The 14,874-nt window shown below is 63.3% G+C and carries 14 protein-coding genes and 1 tRNA gene; 6 read left to right on the forward strand and 9 right to left on the reverse strand.

The genetic code is table 11. The features are described 5' to 3' along the window. On the reverse strand, positions 1–1,347 hold the full coding sequence (locus V6M89_RS07055; protein WP_332852528.1) for an MFS transporter: 1,347 nt from the start codon (positions 1,345–1,347) through the stop codon (positions 1–3). Positions 1,348–1,456: 109 nt separating this feature from the next. Next, positions 1,457–1,924: a hypothetical protein gene (locus tag V6M89_RS07060; RefSeq protein WP_332852529.1), complete on the reverse strand. Its 468-nt coding sequence runs from the start codon at positions 1,922–1,924 to the stop codon at positions 1,457–1,459. Between the two features lie 187 nt (positions 1,925–2,111). Between V6M89_RS07060 and rpsO the strand changes: the two genes are divergently transcribed. The 4 genes from rpsO (at position 2,112) to V6M89_RS07080 (ending at position 5,697) form a co-directional block, all read left to right on the forward strand. Continuing rightward, complete coding sequence (gene rpsO, locus V6M89_RS07065; protein ID WP_008450438.1) at positions 2,112–2,381, forward strand: 30S ribosomal protein S15; 270 nt, start codon at positions 2,112–2,114, stop codon at positions 2,379–2,381. A 222-nt stretch (positions 2,382–2,603) separates the two neighbouring features. Then, entirely contained in the window at positions 2,604–4,727 is a 2,124-nt protein-coding gene (gene pnp / locus V6M89_RS07070; RefSeq protein ID WP_116988006.1) for a polyribonucleotide nucleotidyltransferase, read from the forward strand. A gap of 88 nt (positions 4,728–4,815) precedes the next feature. Beyond that, a complete protein-coding gene (locus V6M89_RS07075) occupies positions 4,816–5,247 on the forward strand; it encodes a DUF29 domain-containing protein (protein ID WP_332852530.1) in 432 nt (143 codons plus the stop codon). A gap of 6 nt (positions 5,248–5,253) precedes the next feature. Beyond that, complete coding sequence (locus V6M89_RS07080; protein ID WP_332852531.1) at positions 5,254–5,697, forward strand: DUF29 domain-containing protein; 444 nt, start codon at positions 5,254–5,256, stop codon at positions 5,695–5,697. Here V6M89_RS07080 and V6M89_RS07085 read toward each other — a convergent pair. Beyond that, the gene (locus V6M89_RS07085; RefSeq protein WP_332852532.1) at positions 5,682–7,103 is read right to left on the reverse strand and encodes a PQQ-dependent sugar dehydrogenase; all 1,422 of its coding nucleotides are present in this window, start codon (positions 7,101–7,103) and stop codon (positions 5,682–5,684) included. The genes V6M89_RS07080 and V6M89_RS07085 overlap by 16 nt on opposite strands. 141 nt (positions 7,104–7,244) lie before the next feature. Between V6M89_RS07085 and bla the strand changes: the two genes are divergently transcribed. Further along, positions 7,245–8,093, forward strand: coding sequence for a subclass B3 metallo-beta-lactamase (bla, locus tag V6M89_RS07090; RefSeq protein WP_332852533.1), 849 nt, complete (start codon positions 7,245–7,247; stop codon positions 8,091–8,093). Beyond that, positions 8,090–8,794 (forward strand): alpha/beta fold hydrolase, encoded by a 705-nt coding sequence (locus V6M89_RS07095; protein ID WP_332852534.1) that lies wholly within the window; start codon positions 8,090–8,092, stop codon positions 8,792–8,794. Before bla ends, V6M89_RS07095 begins: the two co-directional genes overlap by 4 nt. Here the strand turns inward: V6M89_RS07095 and V6M89_RS07100 are convergent. From V6M89_RS07100 to fdxH, 6 genes are all read right to left on the reverse strand, one after another. Continuing rightward, a tRNA-Sec gene (locus V6M89_RS07100) sits at positions 8,779–8,874 on the reverse strand. The two genes, V6M89_RS07095 and V6M89_RS07100, sit on opposite strands and share 16 nt — an antisense overlap. 6 nt (positions 8,875–8,880) lie before the next feature. Next, positions 8,881–10,782, reverse strand: coding sequence for a selenocysteine-specific translation elongation factor (gene selB, locus V6M89_RS07105; protein WP_332852535.1), 1,902 nt, complete (start codon positions 10,780–10,782; stop codon positions 8,881–8,883). Further along, positions 10,779–12,230, reverse strand: a complete 1,452-nt coding sequence (gene selA / locus V6M89_RS07110) for an L-seryl-tRNA(Sec) selenium transferase (RefSeq protein ID WP_442881956.1) — start codon at positions 12,228–12,230, stop codon at positions 10,779–10,781. The genes selB and selA overlap by 4 nt, the downstream gene beginning before the upstream one ends. Then, the gene (gene fdhE / locus V6M89_RS07115) at positions 12,227–13,228 is read right to left on the reverse strand and encodes a formate dehydrogenase accessory protein FdhE (RefSeq protein WP_332852537.1); all 1,002 of its coding nucleotides are present in this window, start codon (positions 13,226–13,228) and stop codon (positions 12,227–12,229) included. The genes selA and fdhE overlap by 4 nt, the downstream gene beginning before the upstream one ends. Before the next feature lie 70 nt (positions 13,229–13,298). Continuing rightward, positions 13,299–13,952, reverse strand: a complete 654-nt coding sequence (locus V6M89_RS07120; protein ID WP_116988013.1) for a formate dehydrogenase subunit gamma — start codon at positions 13,950–13,952, stop codon at positions 13,299–13,301. Beyond that, positions 13,949–14,863 (reverse strand): formate dehydrogenase subunit beta, encoded by a 915-nt coding sequence (fdxH, locus tag V6M89_RS07125; protein ID WP_332852538.1) that lies wholly within the window; start codon positions 14,861–14,863, stop codon positions 13,949–13,951. Before fdxH ends, V6M89_RS07120 begins: the two co-directional genes overlap by 4 nt. Between the last annotated feature and the right edge of the window lie 11 nt (positions 14,864–14,874).

Here is a 14,874-nt window from a genome sequence, read left to right on the forward strand (position 1 = left end):
TTACTCGTCCTCTTCAATACGCATCGACAGCGCGGCCGCGATGAACATCGAAATGCCGCCGAGTACCAGCATCATCACGGCGCTGCCGTTGAACACATGCGTCAGGAAATAGCCCAGGCAGACGCCGGACACCACCTGCGGAATCACGATCGACATGTTGAACATGCCCATGTACATGCCCATTTTCTTGGCCGGGATTTTCCCCGCGAGGATGGCGTACGGCATCGACAAGGTGCTGGCCCACGCCAGCCCGACGCCGGCAAACGACAGCAGCAACATCATCGGCGACGTGATGAAGTAGATCGAGATGAAGCTGAGTCCGCCTACCACCAGTGCCAGCGCGTGCGCAGTCTTGCGGCTGGTGCGCGCGGCGATCAGCGGCAGCACGAAGGCGAAGGCGATCGAGGCCGCGTTGTAGACGGCGCCGCACACGCCCCACCAGTTGGCGCCTTCGTTGTACAGCGCGGAGCTGGTGTCGGTGGCGTGGTAGATGTGCTGGGTCAGCGTGGCCGTGCCGTAGGTCCACATCGAGAACCAGGTGAACCAGGTGAAGAACTGCACCAGCGACAACTGCACCATGATCTTCGGCATATTGAGGTAGTCGTTGACGAAGCCGCGCAGGCCGGTCGGCGCGTGTGCTTCCGGTTCCGCTTCGGGATGGAATTGGCTCAGCTGCTCAGGCGAGTATTCACGGGTGCGCAGCACGGTCCACAGCACGGCCGCCAGGTAGATCGCGCCGCCGATGTAGAAGGCGTAGACCACCGAATCCGGCGTCTTGCCGGCGGCTGCTGTGTTGGCCACGTTGAACCAGTGCGTCAGCACCCACGGCAGGGCCGAGGCGCCCACCGCCCCCACGCCGATGAAGAAGGTTTGCACGGCGTAGCCGGTGGTCAGCTGTTCTTTCGGCAGCAGGTCGCCGACGAAGGCGCGGAACGGCTCCATCGAAATATTGATCGCGACGTCGAGCACCAGCAGCATGGCGGCGGCGGTCCACAGCACGGTGGCGTTCGGCAAACCCAGCATCGCCAACGTGGCCAGCACGGCGCCGATGAAGAAGTAGGGACGGCGACGGCCCCAGCGCCCCCAGGTGCGGTCGCTCAGGTAGCCGATGATGGGTTGCACCAGCAGGCCGGCCAGCGGCGCGGCGGTCATCAGGAAGCCGATTTTGTCGAGCTCGGCGCCCATGGTCTGGAAGATGCGTGGGACGTTGCTTTGCTGGAGAGCAAAGCCGGCCTGGATGCCGAGAAAACCAAAGCTCATGTTCCAGATGGCCCAGAACGACAGCTTCGGCTTTTGCGCCGGCGCGGCGGCGGCGCCGGTTTCGGCTAGTTTCACATTTGCGTGCATGGGGATCTCCGTTTTTGTTGGCGTATTATCTACTTGAAAAAGTAGTTTGGCTACAAAATGCAGAGATCCTGCACAATAGGAAGAAATCCCTTTGTATCTTTGCTACATTTTAACGGCGGCGCGATTCCCGTTCCGGGTCTGGGCCGTTGACCAAGGCCTGGACGATGCCGTTGCGGTCGAATTCGACATGCATCACGGAATCCCACACGTTTTGTTCCTTGTAGCGATAAACCCACACGTCGCCGTCGACGCTGGCGTAGTGCACCTGCTGGGCCGGCTTGCCGAAGGTGCTGAGGATGGTTTGCTTGCTATCCTTGCGCGGTTTGACGGTGGCGAACTTCTCGCTGCTGAGCACTTGCTCGAAGGAGATCAGCTTGCCGTCCGGACCGATGCGCGCCATATGGGTGTACTGGCCGAACGGGCCGCCGGCGTATTCGAGCATGAGGTCCGGGCCGTTGGCATAGGTGCCGGTGGGCTGGCCCAGCTTGGCCTTGACGGCGTCGACCGGTTCGCCGGTCGCCAGCGGAGGGGTGTTGAGGCCGGCGCAAGCGCCCAGCATGGCAGGCAAGATTGCCATAAATATCAGTTTTTTCATCGCACACCCCTGTATAGGACCGGAAAGATGGAACAATTGTAGCCAACACAGGATACATGTGGGAGTTTTTCCGCTATACTTCCGGGTCTGGTCTTTGGATCAGTTTTTTTTTGAAGTTCACGATGTGCAGGGTTACGACTCCGCGCACCGCATGTTAAAGGTAAATATCATGACCGTAGAAAACATCAACAAAGCCGCCATTATCGCGGACAACGCCCGTGGTCAAAAAGACACCGGCTCCCCAGAAGTTCAAGTTGCGCTGCTGACCGCACGCATCAACGAATTGAACGGCCACTTCAAGGCACACAGCAAGGATCACCACTCGCGTCGTGGTCTGATTATGATGGTTAACCGTCGTAAGAGCCTGCTGTCCTACCTGAAGGGCAAAGATGCTACCCGTTATCGCGATCTGATCGCTAAACTGGGTCTGCGTAAGTAATTTTTGCGTCATCCGGCTTAATCGAAATGCCTGCGCCAGTTTGCTGACGCGGGCATTTTGTCATTTTTGCCGGGAAAAACTTGCCAAGCAGAATAGCGTCTTGGCAGTGCGACATGGAATTCCTGGGTTTTAGGAGTTGCAGTAAAGACGGCAGCACTGCCGTCTGTGGTGAGGTGAACGACAGCCCCTGAAAATCTGTCGGCAAATAGAAAGGGATTACCCATGTTTAATAAAGTTACGAAAACCTTCCAGTACGGTCAACACACCGTGACGCTGGAAACCGGCGAAATCGCTCGCCAGGCCTCCGGTGCAGTTCTGGTATCGATCGAAGATACCGTGGTGCTGGCTACTGTCGTCGCACGCAAAGACGCCAAGCCAGGCCAGGACTTCTTCCCGCTGACCGTCGACTACGTTGAGAAAACCTATGCTGCCGGTAAAATCCCGGGCGGTTTCTTCAAGCGTGAAGGTCGTCCTTCGGAAAAAGAAACACTGACATCCCGCCTGATCGACCGTCCTATCCGTCCTCTGTTCCCAGAAGGCTACCTGAACGAAGTGCAAGTGATCATTCACGTGCTGTCGGTCAACCCGGAAATCGATCCAGACATCGCCGCCATGATCGGCGCATCGGCCGCCCTGTGCGTGTCGGGCGTACCGTTCAACGGCCCGGTCGGCGCAGCGCGCGTCGGCTACGCCAACGGCCAGTACATCCTGAACCCTACCGTTGAACAACTGAAGACCTCGCAGATGGATCTGGTTGTCGCCGGTACCGAAACCGCCGTGCTGATGGTGGAATCGGAAGCCAAGCAACTGTCCGAAGAAATCATGCTCGGCGCGGTCGTATTCGGCCACACCGAAATGAAAGCAGTCATCGACGCGATCCACGAGCTGGTACGCGACGGCGGCAAGCCGGAAGTTGAATGGGTCCCACCAGCGAAGAACGAAGCGCTGATCGGCCGCGTGTCGCATTTCGCCGCGAGCAAAATCAACGCTGCTTACCAGACCAAAGACAAGCAAGAGCGCACCGCCAAGCTGAAGGCCGCCACCAGCGAAGTGCTGGCCGACCTGTCCGCTGAAGCCGCCGCCGCTGGCGCCGCGCCAGTCGACGCAGCCGAAGTGAACAACATCCTGTTCGACATCGAAGCCAAGATCGTCCGTACCCAGATCCTGGACGGCGAGCCACGTATCGACGGCCGCGACACCCGCACCGTTCGTCCGATCTCGATCCGTACCTCGGTGCTGCCACGCACCCACGGTTCGGCGCTGTTCACCCGCGGTGAAACGCAGGCGCTGGTGGTTGCCACCCTGGGCACCGCACGCGACAGCCAGAAGATCGACGCGCTGATGGGCGAGTTCACCGACTCCTTCATGCTGCATTACAACATGCCACCGTTCGCCACCGGCGAAACCGGCCGCGTAGGTACGCCTAAGCGCCGCGAAATCGGTCACGGCCGTCTGGCCAAGCGCGCGCTGATCGCCGCACTGCCGGCACCGGAAGAGTTTAGCTACTCCGTGCGCCTGGTGTCGGAAATCACCGAATCGAACGGTTCGTCGTCGATGGCTTCGGTCTGCGGCGGCTGCCTGGCGCTGATGGACGCTGGCGTTCCAATGAAAGAGCACGTCGCCGGTATCGCGATGGGCCTGATCAAGGAAGGCGGCAAGTTCGCCGTGCTGTCGGACATCCTGGGCGATGAAGATCACCTGGGCGACATGGACTTCAAGGTAGCCGGTACCCGCAACGGTATCACCGCGCTGCAGATGGACATCAAGATCATGGGCATCACCAAGGAAATCATGCAAGTGGCGCTGGCGCAAGCCAAAGAAGGCCGCGAGCACATCCTGGGCGAAATGCAAAAAGCCATGCCGACCGTGAAGACCGAACTGTCGGACTTCGCACCGCGCCTGATCACCATCAAGATCAACCCAGAGAAGATCCGTGACGTCATCGGCAAGGGCGGCGCAGTCATCCGCGCGCTGACCGAAGAGACCGGCACCCAGATCGATATCAGCGACGAAGGCGTGGTCACCATCGCTTCCGTCGACGCTGCCGCCGGCCAGGAAGCCAAGCGCCGCATCGAAGAACTGACCGCTTCGGTCGAAGTGGGCAAGACCTACGACGGCGTAGTATTGAAGCTGCTGGACTTCGGCGCGATCGTTCAGGTCATGCCAGGTAAAGATGGTCTGCTGCACATCTCGCAAATCGCCAACGAGCGCGTCAACGCCGTTGCCGATTACCTGAAAGAAGGCCAGGCAGTGCGCGTCAAGGTTCTGGAAACCGACGACCGCGGCCGCCTGAAACTGTCGATGAAAGCCGCTGCTGAAGAAGCCGCTGCTGCCGCTGCACAGTAATCTCAGACTAGTCTGATCGAAAGCCGCCCTTCGGGGCGGCTTTTTTTTTGTCCTGAACTTTTAGAGCCGCGCCCGGTCCAACCGGATCATGGGCACCTTATATGAAGACGACATCATTGCCTGGTCCGAACAGCAGGCGGCCTTGCTGCGCGCCGGCCGCTGGGAATTGCTGGACCATGAAAACATCGCCGGGGAGATCGAGGATGTGGGCAAGAGCGAAAAGCGAGAGCTACAAAGCCGGCTGTCCGTCTTAACCTCGCATCTTCTGAAGTGGAAGTTTCAGCCAATCAGGCGCACTCGTAGTTGGAAAAATACGATACGGGAGCAGCGTACGGCTATCAGGCAGGACATCAAGAAAACGCCTGGCCTGAAATTACTGATAAGTAATCCCAATTGGGTGGCAGGGGCCTATCGTCGAGCGCTGATCGACACCTACGCTGAGACCTCTTTGCCCGCTCTGCCGGACGAGTCGCCGTGGACGATCACGGAGATCCTGACGGAGGAGTTCTTTCCGGAGTAAATAATCATGGCGACAGGATATGAGGACGACGTGGCGGCATGGGCGAAGGAGCAGGCTTTCTGGCTGCGGTCAGGGCAACTCTCTCTGGCCGATGCCCTGCATCTGGCGGAAGAGATTGAAGGTGTGGCCGCATATTTTGAGTTTGAGCTGGACAATCGATGCTCGACTTTGCTGGCGCATCTGGCGCGATGGCAAAGGCAGGAAGGCAATCGCTGCGAGCTGTGGCGCCAGCTCATCGCGCTACAGCGCCGGCGAATAGAGCGAATGTTGGCGCGCCTGCCCAGCTTGCGTGCGGCCATCGCGGACCCTGAATTTCTCCAGGATGTATGGCTGGACGCCTTGATCAAAGTGGTGGGGGAGAACTACTGCTTTGACCTGCCTGAAACCAGCCCCTGGTCGTTGGAGCAGGCGCTGGCTCAGGACTTCTTTCCAGATTACTTGCCGTCGTAAGTGACGCGGTACACGCGGCCACCGTAGTCGTCGGACACAATCATCGAACCGTCCGGCAGCGTGGCCACATCCACCGGCCGGCCCACTACTTCATCCCCGCGCAGGAAGCCGTCGATGAAGGCGGTGTCGGTGACGACCTTGCTGTTGTATAGCGTAATCAGGCGCACGCTGTAGCCGCTCTTGGTCGTGCGATTCCACGAACCATGTTCGGCGATGTAGACGTTGTTGCGATACGCTTCTGGGAACTGCTTGCCGGTGTAGAAGGTCAACCCCAGCGGCGCCACGTGCGGCCCCAGCTTGGCGACCGGCGGCTCGAACTCCTCGCAGCTGCGGCCCTTGGCAAAGTCCGGGTCCGGCACCACGCCACCGTGGCAGTACGGGAAGCCGAAATGCATGCCGGCCTTGGGCGCCACGTTCAGCTCGCACGATGGTGTGTTGTCGCCCATCTCGTCACGGCCGTTATCGGTGAACCACAGCACCTTGGTGGTCGGATGGAAGTCGAAGCCCACCGTGTTGCGCACGCCGCGCGCGTACTCTTCCAACTGGCTGCCGTCCGCATTCATGCGATAGATCTTCGCGCTCTTGGTCTCCTCGACATCGCACACATTGCACGGCGCGCCGACCGGAATATACAGCTTGCCGTCCGGCCCGGCCTTGATGACCTTCTCGCCATGCCACTTGTCATTCGGCAGGCTGACCTTGACCACCTCGTAGGACGGCTTCTGCGCATAGCGCTTGTCGATATTATCGAAGCGGATCACGCGGCTGATTTCGCCCACGTACAGCGCGCCGTTGAGCAGCGTTACGCCGATCGGGTGTTCCAGGCCTTCGGCGATGGTGACCACGTCGGCCGTCTGCTTGTCGGCGCGCGGCACCAGCGCGTACACCTTGCCGGCCTTGCGCGAGCCGACGTAGACGATGCCGCTGTCCGACACCACCATGCTGCGCGCGGCGCTGACCTGGTTGGCGTAGACGCTGATGTGGAAGCCCTTGGGCAGCTTGAAGCCGCTCAGGTCGGGCACATTCTGCTGCGCCTTGGCGGCGGCCGCCGCAGCCGCTGCGGCCGGCGTCAGCGCCACGGCGGGCTTGGCGGCGTTGGCGGCGATCAGGTCGGCCAGCAGCGCGATCTGCGTTGCGTTCAGGGCAGGGGACCAGGCCGGCATGTCCTTCTCCGGCACGCCCTTGCTGATGATCTTGATGAGGTTGGTCTTGGTGGGCGCTCCGTGCAGCCACGCGTGATCGCCCAGCGACGGGCCGACGGCGCCTTCCATCTTGGCGCCATGGCAGGCGGCGCAATTGGCCTGATAGAGTTTTTCGGCGGCGCCAAGCTTGGCCTCGGCCGCACTGGTAAAGGAGGTGGCGGCCAGGCAGGCCATGAGGGTGGCGCGGAGTGCTGGATGTTTCATGGACGATTCTTTCGAGTGGCGACACGGTATTGTGCCAGTGTCTACCAGCTATTACCATGTTGCCGATACCGCAAGCCCCATCCACGCAGGGTGTACGGATGTACAATGTTCCTTCTTTACCAACTCTGTCGTACACCACTCATGATCAAACCTTTGCTGGCCGCTGTGCTCTGCGGCCTTGCCGCCTTTGCCTCCGCAAACACACCTGACGACAACTGGAACAAGCCGGTCGAACCCTTCCAGATTTATGGCAACAGCTACTACGTCGGCGTGAGCAGTCTCAGTGCGGTGCTGGTGACGTCACCGCAGGGCCATATCCTGCTGGACGGCGCCTATCCCGATTCGCCGCAACGCATCGCCGCCAGCATCAGCAAGCTGGGTTTCCGCATGCAGGACGTCAAGCTGATACTGAGCTCGCACGGTCACATGGACCACGCCGGCGGCATCGCCGAACTTCAGCGCATGAGCGGCGCGACGGTGGTGGCCAGCCCCCTCACGGCTGCGGACCTGAAGCGCGGCGGCATGGCCAAGGATGATCCCCAGTTCGTCGGCAGCACGCCGTTTGCCAAGGTGGCCAAGGTGCGCACGGTGCGCGATGGCGAAGCCATCAAAGTCGGCCCGCTGACGGTGACCGCGATGTACACGCCGGGCCACACCTCGGGCGGTACCAGCTGGACGTGGAAGTCCTGCGAACAAGACCGCTGCGCCAGCATCGTGTTCGCCGACAGCATCAATCCGGTTTCCAGTGATGGCTACAAATTCAACGCCCATCCGCAAGTGCTGAAGCAATATGAGCAGAGCTTCGCGGCGCTGGGGCAGGCCTCGTGCGACATCATCATCGCCGTGCATCCAGAATTCTCCGGCACCTGGGACAAGCTTCGGAGCGACAAACCGCATCCCTTGCTGGACGGCGGCGAGGGCTGTAAAGCCTACGCCAGGCAATCGCGCGACAATCTGAATCTGCGCTTGTCTAAAGAGGCAGGCAAATGATCGTGGACTTCGATGTACCCTTCGACGGCCACGTGCTGAAGGGCGATCAGTACGTCGGCGGCGACAACCGCGTGCTGTATTTGCACGGTGCCGGCGCCAGCACCCGGCGCGGCCATCATCTGCTGCGCAACGCTCTGCAGCAGCGTGGCGTCGGCAGCACCAGCTTCGATTGCATCGGCCATGGCGACACCGGCGGCACGCTGGCGCAATCGTCGGTGGCCAGCCGCACGCGCCAGGCGCAGGCGGTGGCCGCTGCGCGCGGCCTGCCGGAGCCGATGGCGGTGTTCGGCGCCAGCATGGGCGCCTACAATGCGGTTCGCATGACGCAAAGCCATCGTGTCGATGCGCTGGTGCTGATCGTCCCCGGCGTCTACACGCCGTCGGCGTACGAGGTGCCGTTCGGGCCGGACTTCTCGACCGTGATACGGCGCGAGCGCAGCTGGGTCGACAGCGACGCCTGGGACATCCTGTCGCGCTTCGAAGGCCGCCTGCTGGTGATCGCCGCCGAGAACGACGCCACCATCCCGCTGGAGATCCCGGAACGCCTGGTCGCCGCCGCAACGCGCGCGCAATCGAGCCGGCTGCACGTGGTGCAGGGCGCGGAACACAATCGCCTCTGGTCGCTGCTGGAGGAAGACCCGGCCAGCTTCGACGCCGCGGTTGACATGGTGGCCGATACGGTGAATGGCGGAAGGCAGTAGGAGTCGAACTTACAGGGGAGCGTCTGACGCCCCCCACCGGGTTTGAAGCCCGGCCCCATCACCGGATGAGTATGCCTTCCCTGGTACTACTCGCCACTGTACGACCAGACCGCGTTGGGTCGTATCAAGTGGATGTTGCCCACGCGCCGAGTATAGCCGACGCGATCGAAGAACTCCAATATCTGTATGGCCCGCTTGCGACCCAGCCCGGTCACATCGCGAAACACCGACGCCTGCACCTCGGGCAGCGACGTCACCAGTGCCGCCAGTTCGGCCAGCCGCTTTGGATGATAGAACAGATCCGGAACCAATTGGCTGATCTCTCCCGTCTTGGAGAGCTTGAGCAGCAAGCGTCGCACCTCCGCTTCCTGCATGCCGTGGTCGCGTGACAGGTCGCGCACCCAGGGCGGGTCGTATGCGCCATCCAGCAGGGAGGCCAGCAAGGGCTTGGCCTGCGCCTGTTCCTGTTCGCTTAGTTCGACGCTGTGACCGGGCAGGTGCAGGCTGCGGCCGCGTTGCTTTACCCGGCCTGCGGCGATCAAAGTTTCGATCAACCGGCTCCACAAACGGTCTTCCATCTCCGGCGCGACGATGCGCTTGAGGCGCCACAGTTCGGGGCCGGCGTCGTCTGGTGCGCGTGCGTGGAATTCGGCCAGGCCGTCCAGGATGCGCGCGTCCAGCATCTGCACTTCATCGGCGGCCAACAGCAACTGATCGCCGCCTTGCAGCGCGACCTCGATGGTATCCGTCGGCAGGGCGATTTGATCGGCGGGCAGCTGCGACAGGCGCACCAGCGCCGACATGCGCAGACCTAATGGGCTGCGAGCCAGCAGCGAGGCGACGTCGCCGCTGCCGACGAAATCGGATAGCGCCCGCAACCACGCCAGCCGCGTGGCGCTGCGTCGCTTGCGCGCCGGGCCGAAGGGATCGAGCACCGTGCCGCCGCCGATGGTTGCGGTGGCCTGCGCATTGCGGATCACGAAGCGGTCGCCGGGGACGGCATGCACCGGCGCGTCCAGCACCAGTTGCACGCGGCCGGTCTGGCCCGGCGCCAGCACGTCGCCGTCCAGCATCACGACGTTCGCCGTATGATGCGCCGCACCCAGGTGTAGGTGCAGCGGCGACCAAGGCTTCAGGGTCTGGCCGCAGTCCGGCGTGAGTGTCAGTTCGGCGTCGATACGCTCGGAACAGGCGGCGAGCGCCGGAGCGACGACCCAGGTGCCGCGCTGTATCTCTTCCTTCGATACGCCGCTTAAATTCAACGCCAGCCGCTGCCCTGCGCGGCCGCTGTCGGCACTACGGTTCTGCGCATGGATGCTGCGCACGCGCGCCGGCTGTCCGCCCGGCGCCAGTTGCAGCACGTCGCCGACGCGGACGCTGCCCGCCAGCGCTGTGCCGGTGACGATGGTGCCCTGGCCCGACAAGGTGAACACACGGTCCACACCAAGCCGGAACAGGCGCCGTTCGTCGCTGGCCGGCAGCGCCGCCGCCATCAGCGCCAGATGCCGCAGCAAGGCCTGCACGCCTTCGTCTGCGGCCGCGCTGGCATTGGTGCGGAAAATCGGCGCGTCGGCAAAGTCGGTCGCCGCCAGCAGCGCCTCGATATCCCGCTCCACCTGTTCCACGCGTGGCGTATCGACTCGGTCTATCTTGGTCAGGGCCACGGCGCCGCGCCGCACGCCCAGCAGGCGCAGGATGGCGAGGTGCTCCAGCGTCTGCGGCATGATGCCGTCGTCGGCGGCGATCACCAACAGCGCGGCGTCGATGCCGGTGACGCCTGCTGCCATGGTGCGGATGAATTTTTCGTGGCCCGGCACGTCGATCACGCCGAGGATCTCTCCGTTCCCTAGCGGCGTGTAGGCGTAACCGAGTTCGATCGATATGCCGCGCGCTTTTTCTTCCTTCAGCCGGTCGGTGTCGACGCCGGTGAGCGCGCGCGTCAGCGTGGTCTTGCCGTGGTCGATATGGCCTGCCGTGCCGACGATCATACGGCCAGCAGCGCCAGTTGGTCGGCGAAGCGCTGGCGCTGGTGGTCGTCCAGGCAGCGCAGGTCCAGCCACAAGGCATCCTGCGCAACGCGGCCGATCACCGGCAGCGGCAAGGCGCGCAGGCGCTGTTCCAGCACGCCCAGCGCGTTGCTGATGCGTCCAGCAGCGGCGGCGCGTATCACCAGGCCGTGGCTGGGCAGCTGGTCGACGGGCAGGGCGCCGCTGCCGATCTGGCTCATCATCGGCTCGCTGCCGACTTCATAGCCGGCGCCCAGCGCCGCCTGCAGTGGCGGCAGCAGTGCCTGCGCCAGCTCACGCATGGCGGCGGCGGGGCGGGTCAGCAGCTTGAGAGTGGTCAGGCGTTCGGGCAGCAGGTCCGGCGCGCGGTACAGCGCGAGCACCGGCTCCAGCGCCGCCAGCGTCAGTTTGCCGACGCGCAGCGCGCGCTTGAGTGGATTCTTCTTGATCTGCGCGATCAGGTCGGCGCGGCCGACGATGATGCCGCACTGCGGACCGCCCAGCAGCTTGTCGCCGCTGAAGGTGACCAGGTCCGCGCCGCCGGCGATGGTTTCGCGCACCGTGGTCTCGTGCGGCAGGCCGTATTGTTCCAGGTCGACCAGCGTGCCGCTGCCCAGGTCCACCGCCAGCGGGATGTTGCGCTTCTTCGCCAGCGGCGCCAGTTCCGGCAACTCGACGCTCTTGGTGAAGCCGGTGATGGCGTAGTTACTGCAATGGACCTTCATCATCAGCGCGGTCTGCGGTCCGGCCGCTTCGGCGTAGTCTTTCAGGTGCGTGCGGTTGGTGCTGCCCACTTCGCGCAGCACGGCGCCGGCGCGGGTCATGATGTCAGGGATGCGGAAGGCGCCGCCGATTTCCACCAGCTCGCCGCGCGAGACGATGACCTCCTTGCCTTGCGCGATCGTGTTCAGCATCAGCAGCACGGCGGCCGCGTTGTTGTTGACGATGGTGGCCGCTTCGGCGCCGGTCAGTTCCAGCAGCAGGTCTTCGACCAGGTTGTCGCGGTCGCCGCGCTTGCCGGTGTCGATGTCCCACTCCAGGTTCATCGGCCAGCGCAGCGCTTCGGCGACGGCCTGCACCGCGCTGTCGGGCAGCAGGGCGCGGCCAAGGTTGGTGTGCAGGACGGTGCCGGTCAGATTGAAGACGGGCCGCAGCGGCGAACGGTTGGTGTCGCGCAGGCGTTCGGCCAGCATCGCCAGCAAGGCGGGGATGCCGGTGCCGCCGGCTACTGGCATGCCGTCGCGGCGGCTGGCCAGCATCATGCTGCGCAGTTCGGCCAGAAGCATGCGGGCGGCCTCCAGCGTCTGCACGCGGCCATATTCGGCGATCAGCGGCGCGCATGCGGCGTCCGACAGGATCAGGTGGACGGCGGGCAGGTGGATCGAGCCCGCCGCGGTTGCCGCGCCCATGTCTGCGGTGTCGCCGCTCATTCGGCGTTGAACCACAGCAGAGGATTGCCGCTCGCGCGGGCATAGCCGGCTTCGCCCACCAGCAGGTCCAGCGCCAGGCTGGCCAGGTCGTCGGCCAGCGGTTCGACGTTGTAGTCGTGCTCCTGGTTGAAGATTTTGCGATAGGTGCGGCAGTCGTCGCAGGTTTCGGCGCGCGCCACCTTGCTTGGGTCATTGGCCTTGTTGACGATCTCCGGTGCGGCGTCGGCGTCGTCGGCCGGCTCGATGCTCTGGTAGGCGATGCGCGCCGTATGCTCGCAGCACGAGCACTTGACCCGCACCATGTGCCACTCGCTGGCGCAGCAGCTGCACTGCAAATAGCGATAACCCTGCGATTGCCCGCCGATGCGGATCACGCTGGCCACCGGATGCGCGCCGCACACGGGGCACAGCGTGTTGGTCACCAGCGGTTGCACGCGCTGCGCGTCCAGCTGGCCGGCGCGCATGCTCCACATGACCTGCAACGCCGCCGCGACGAACGGCGCGTGCAGCGGATTCACGCCGTCGGTCAGCTCCGACAGCACGGCGTCGGCGCAGCCTTCCAGCTCAGCGCTGTCGAGCGAGCGCAGCTCGGCCAGCACGGTGGCAATCTGTGGCTGGCCTTCCGCCAGCGTGTCGAGTTGATCGAGCAGGGCGTCGAACACAGAGCGCCACGACGGCGGCCGTGCGCCGCTGACGGGCAGCGGCGGCATATGGTGTTCGAGCGAGATGTCGATGTCGGCGGCGTCGGGCAAGGCGAAAGCCTCTGCCGGCAGGGCCAGCGCCACGGCGGCCTGCGCGTCGACCAGCGCCGCCATCAGCAGCAGATAGCCGCGCAGCGTTTCGCCGACGGGAATACCTTTGATTTCATTTTTGGCAAGTTGGCGCAGGCGGACGGCGCGCGCGGAGAACAGGCTGCGCGGCTGCGGCAGCAGCAGGCGCGGTATGGCGTTGTGATCGAGCGCTTCGATCTCGCCGGGTGCAAGCAGACGTTGTACCAAGATGTCTCCCAGATTGCCGGCGGCGACGGCGCCGCCGGCCCGGAGACTATTCTAATCCTAAATTGCTGAGCTAATCACGCGATTTTCGGGCGACTTCCTCGAACCAGCGCGGGTGATGCTTGCGCGCCCACCCGTAAGTCACGGTGCCGCGCACCATGGCGCCGATCGAACCTTTCACCCACACGCCCGCATAGATGTGGACCACGATGGAGCAGATGATCACAAACGCACAGAAGGCGTGCAGCAGCGCGGCGAAGCGCACGATCTCGATCGGGAAGTAGAACGCGAAGTAGGCCCGCCAGATCACCACGCCCGACAGCAGCAGCCCGCACATGCAGAAGATCAGCACATAGAACAGCAGCTTCTGTCCCGCGTTGTAGCGGCCCACCTTGGGCAGCTTGTCTTCGCGGTTGTTGACGACGTCGCCGATTTGATCCAGCCACTGCCTGTCGCCCGGCTCGAACTTATTGTGATGCCAGAAACGCATCACCAGCAGCGCGAACGACACGAACATCACCAACCCGATAAACGGATGCAGGATGCGCGTCCATTGGCCGCCGCCCAGGAACACCGCCATCCACGCCGTCGCCGGATGGAACATGGCCAGCCCGGAAACCGCCAGCAGGATGAAGCAGATGGCCGTTACCCAGTGGTTGCTGCGCTCATTGGGCGTATAGCGTTCGATCAGAGGATTGCCGTCCTTGTCGCGATTTGGCGTGCTCATTTTTCGCTCTCCCGGATGCGGTTGGCCTCATGCAGCGCCTCGGCTTCCTCCTCCTTGCTGACCTCATTCGGCCCGACGCGCGAATAGTGGAACCAGCCTGCCAGCGCGGTGACGGCGATGCCGGCCAGCGCCAGGGGCTTGGTCAAGCCTTTCCACAGTCCGACCATCGGACTGATGCTCGGATTCGCTTTCAGGCCGTGGTACAGGCCCGGTTGGTCCGCGTGGTGCAGCACATACATCACATGCGTGCCGCCGACGCCCGCCGGATCGTACAAGCCCGCGTTGGCGTAGCCGCGCGACTTCAGGTCCTCGATGCGCTCCGCCGCGTGCTCCTTCATGTCCTCCTTGGTGCCGAAGACGATGGCGCCGGTAGGGCAAGTCTTGACGCAGGCCGGCTCCTGGCCCACCGCCACGCGGTCCGAGCAGAGCGTGCACTTGTAGGCGCGGTCGTCCTTCTTGGAGATGCGCGGCACGTCGAACGGACAGCCGGCCACGCAGTAGCCGCAGCCGATGCAGTTCTCCTGATGGAAGTCGACGATGCCGTTGGTGTACTGGACGATGGCGCCCGGCGCCGGGCAAGCCTTCAGGCAGCCCGGGTCCTCGCAGTGCATGCAGCCGTCTTTGCGTATCAGCCATTCCAGGTTGCCGTCATTGGTCTCGTGTTCCGAGAAGCGCATCACGGTCCACGATTGCGGCGACAGGTCGATCGGATTGTCGTACACGCCGGTGGTCTCGCCGATGTCGTCGCGCAGGTCGTTCCATTCCATGCAGGCGGTCTGGCAGGCCTTGCAGCCTATGCACTTCGACACGTCGATCAACTTGGCGACGGTGCCGGTGACAGGCGTGCGCGCCACCGGTTCCTGCACCGTCGTCGCCGACATGCGTTTGATATCAAGGGATTGTAGTGCCATGGTCATTCTCC

Origin of the sequence: Duganella sp. S19_KUP01_CR8 (assembly GCF_036688705.1) — a bacterium.
Taxonomy (GTDB): Bacteria; Pseudomonadota; Gammaproteobacteria; order Burkholderiales; family Burkholderiaceae_D; genus Rugamonas.

Bases quoted from the DNA above. Each gene is read 5' to 3' on its own strand.
- V6M89_RS07095 (WP_332852534.1), top strand. From the start codon at position 8,090: ATGATCGTGGACTTCGATGTACCCTTCGACGGCCACGTGCTGAAGGGC.
- selB (WP_332852535.1), bottom strand. From the start codon at position 10,782: ATGATCGTCGGCACGGCAGGCCATATCGACCACGGCAAGACCACGCTG.
- V6M89_RS07075 (WP_332852530.1), top strand. From the start codon at position 4,816: ATGGGCACCTTATATGAAGACGACATCATTGCCTGGTCCGAACAGCAG.
- V6M89_RS07085 (WP_332852532.1), bottom strand. From the start codon at position 7,103: ATGAAACATCCAGCACTCCGCGCCACCCTCATGGCCTGCCTGGCCGCC.
- V6M89_RS07080 (WP_332852531.1), top strand. From the start codon at position 5,254: ATGGCGACAGGATATGAGGACGACGTGGCGGCATGGGCGAAGGAGCAG.
- V6M89_RS07060 (WP_332852529.1), bottom strand. From the start codon at position 1,924: ATGGCAATCTTGCCTGCCATGCTGGGCGCTTGCGCCGGCCTCAACACC.
- pnp (WP_116988006.1), top strand. From the start codon at position 2,604: ATGTTTAATAAAGTTACGAAAACCTTCCAGTACGGTCAACACACCGTG.
- rpsO (WP_008450438.1), top strand. From the start codon at position 2,112: ATGACCGTAGAAAACATCAACAAAGCCGCCATTATCGCGGACAACGCC.
- V6M89_RS07120 (WP_116988013.1), bottom strand. From the start codon at position 13,952: ATGAGCACGCCAAATCGCGACAAGGACGGCAATCCTCTGATCGAACGC.
- selA (WP_442881956.1), bottom strand. From the start codon at position 12,230: ATGAGCGGCGACACCGCAGACATGGGCGCGGCAACCGCGGCGGGCTCG.
- fdxH (WP_332852538.1), bottom strand. From the start codon at position 14,863: ATGGCACTACAATCCCTTGATATCAAACGCATGTCGGCGACGACGGTG.
- bla (WP_332852533.1), top strand. From the start codon at position 7,245: ATGATCAAACCTTTGCTGGCCGCTGTGCTCTGCGGCCTTGCCGCCTTT.
- V6M89_RS07055 (WP_332852528.1), bottom strand. From the start codon at position 1,347: ATGCACGCAAATGTGAAACTAGCCGAAACCGGCGCCGCCGCCGCGCCG.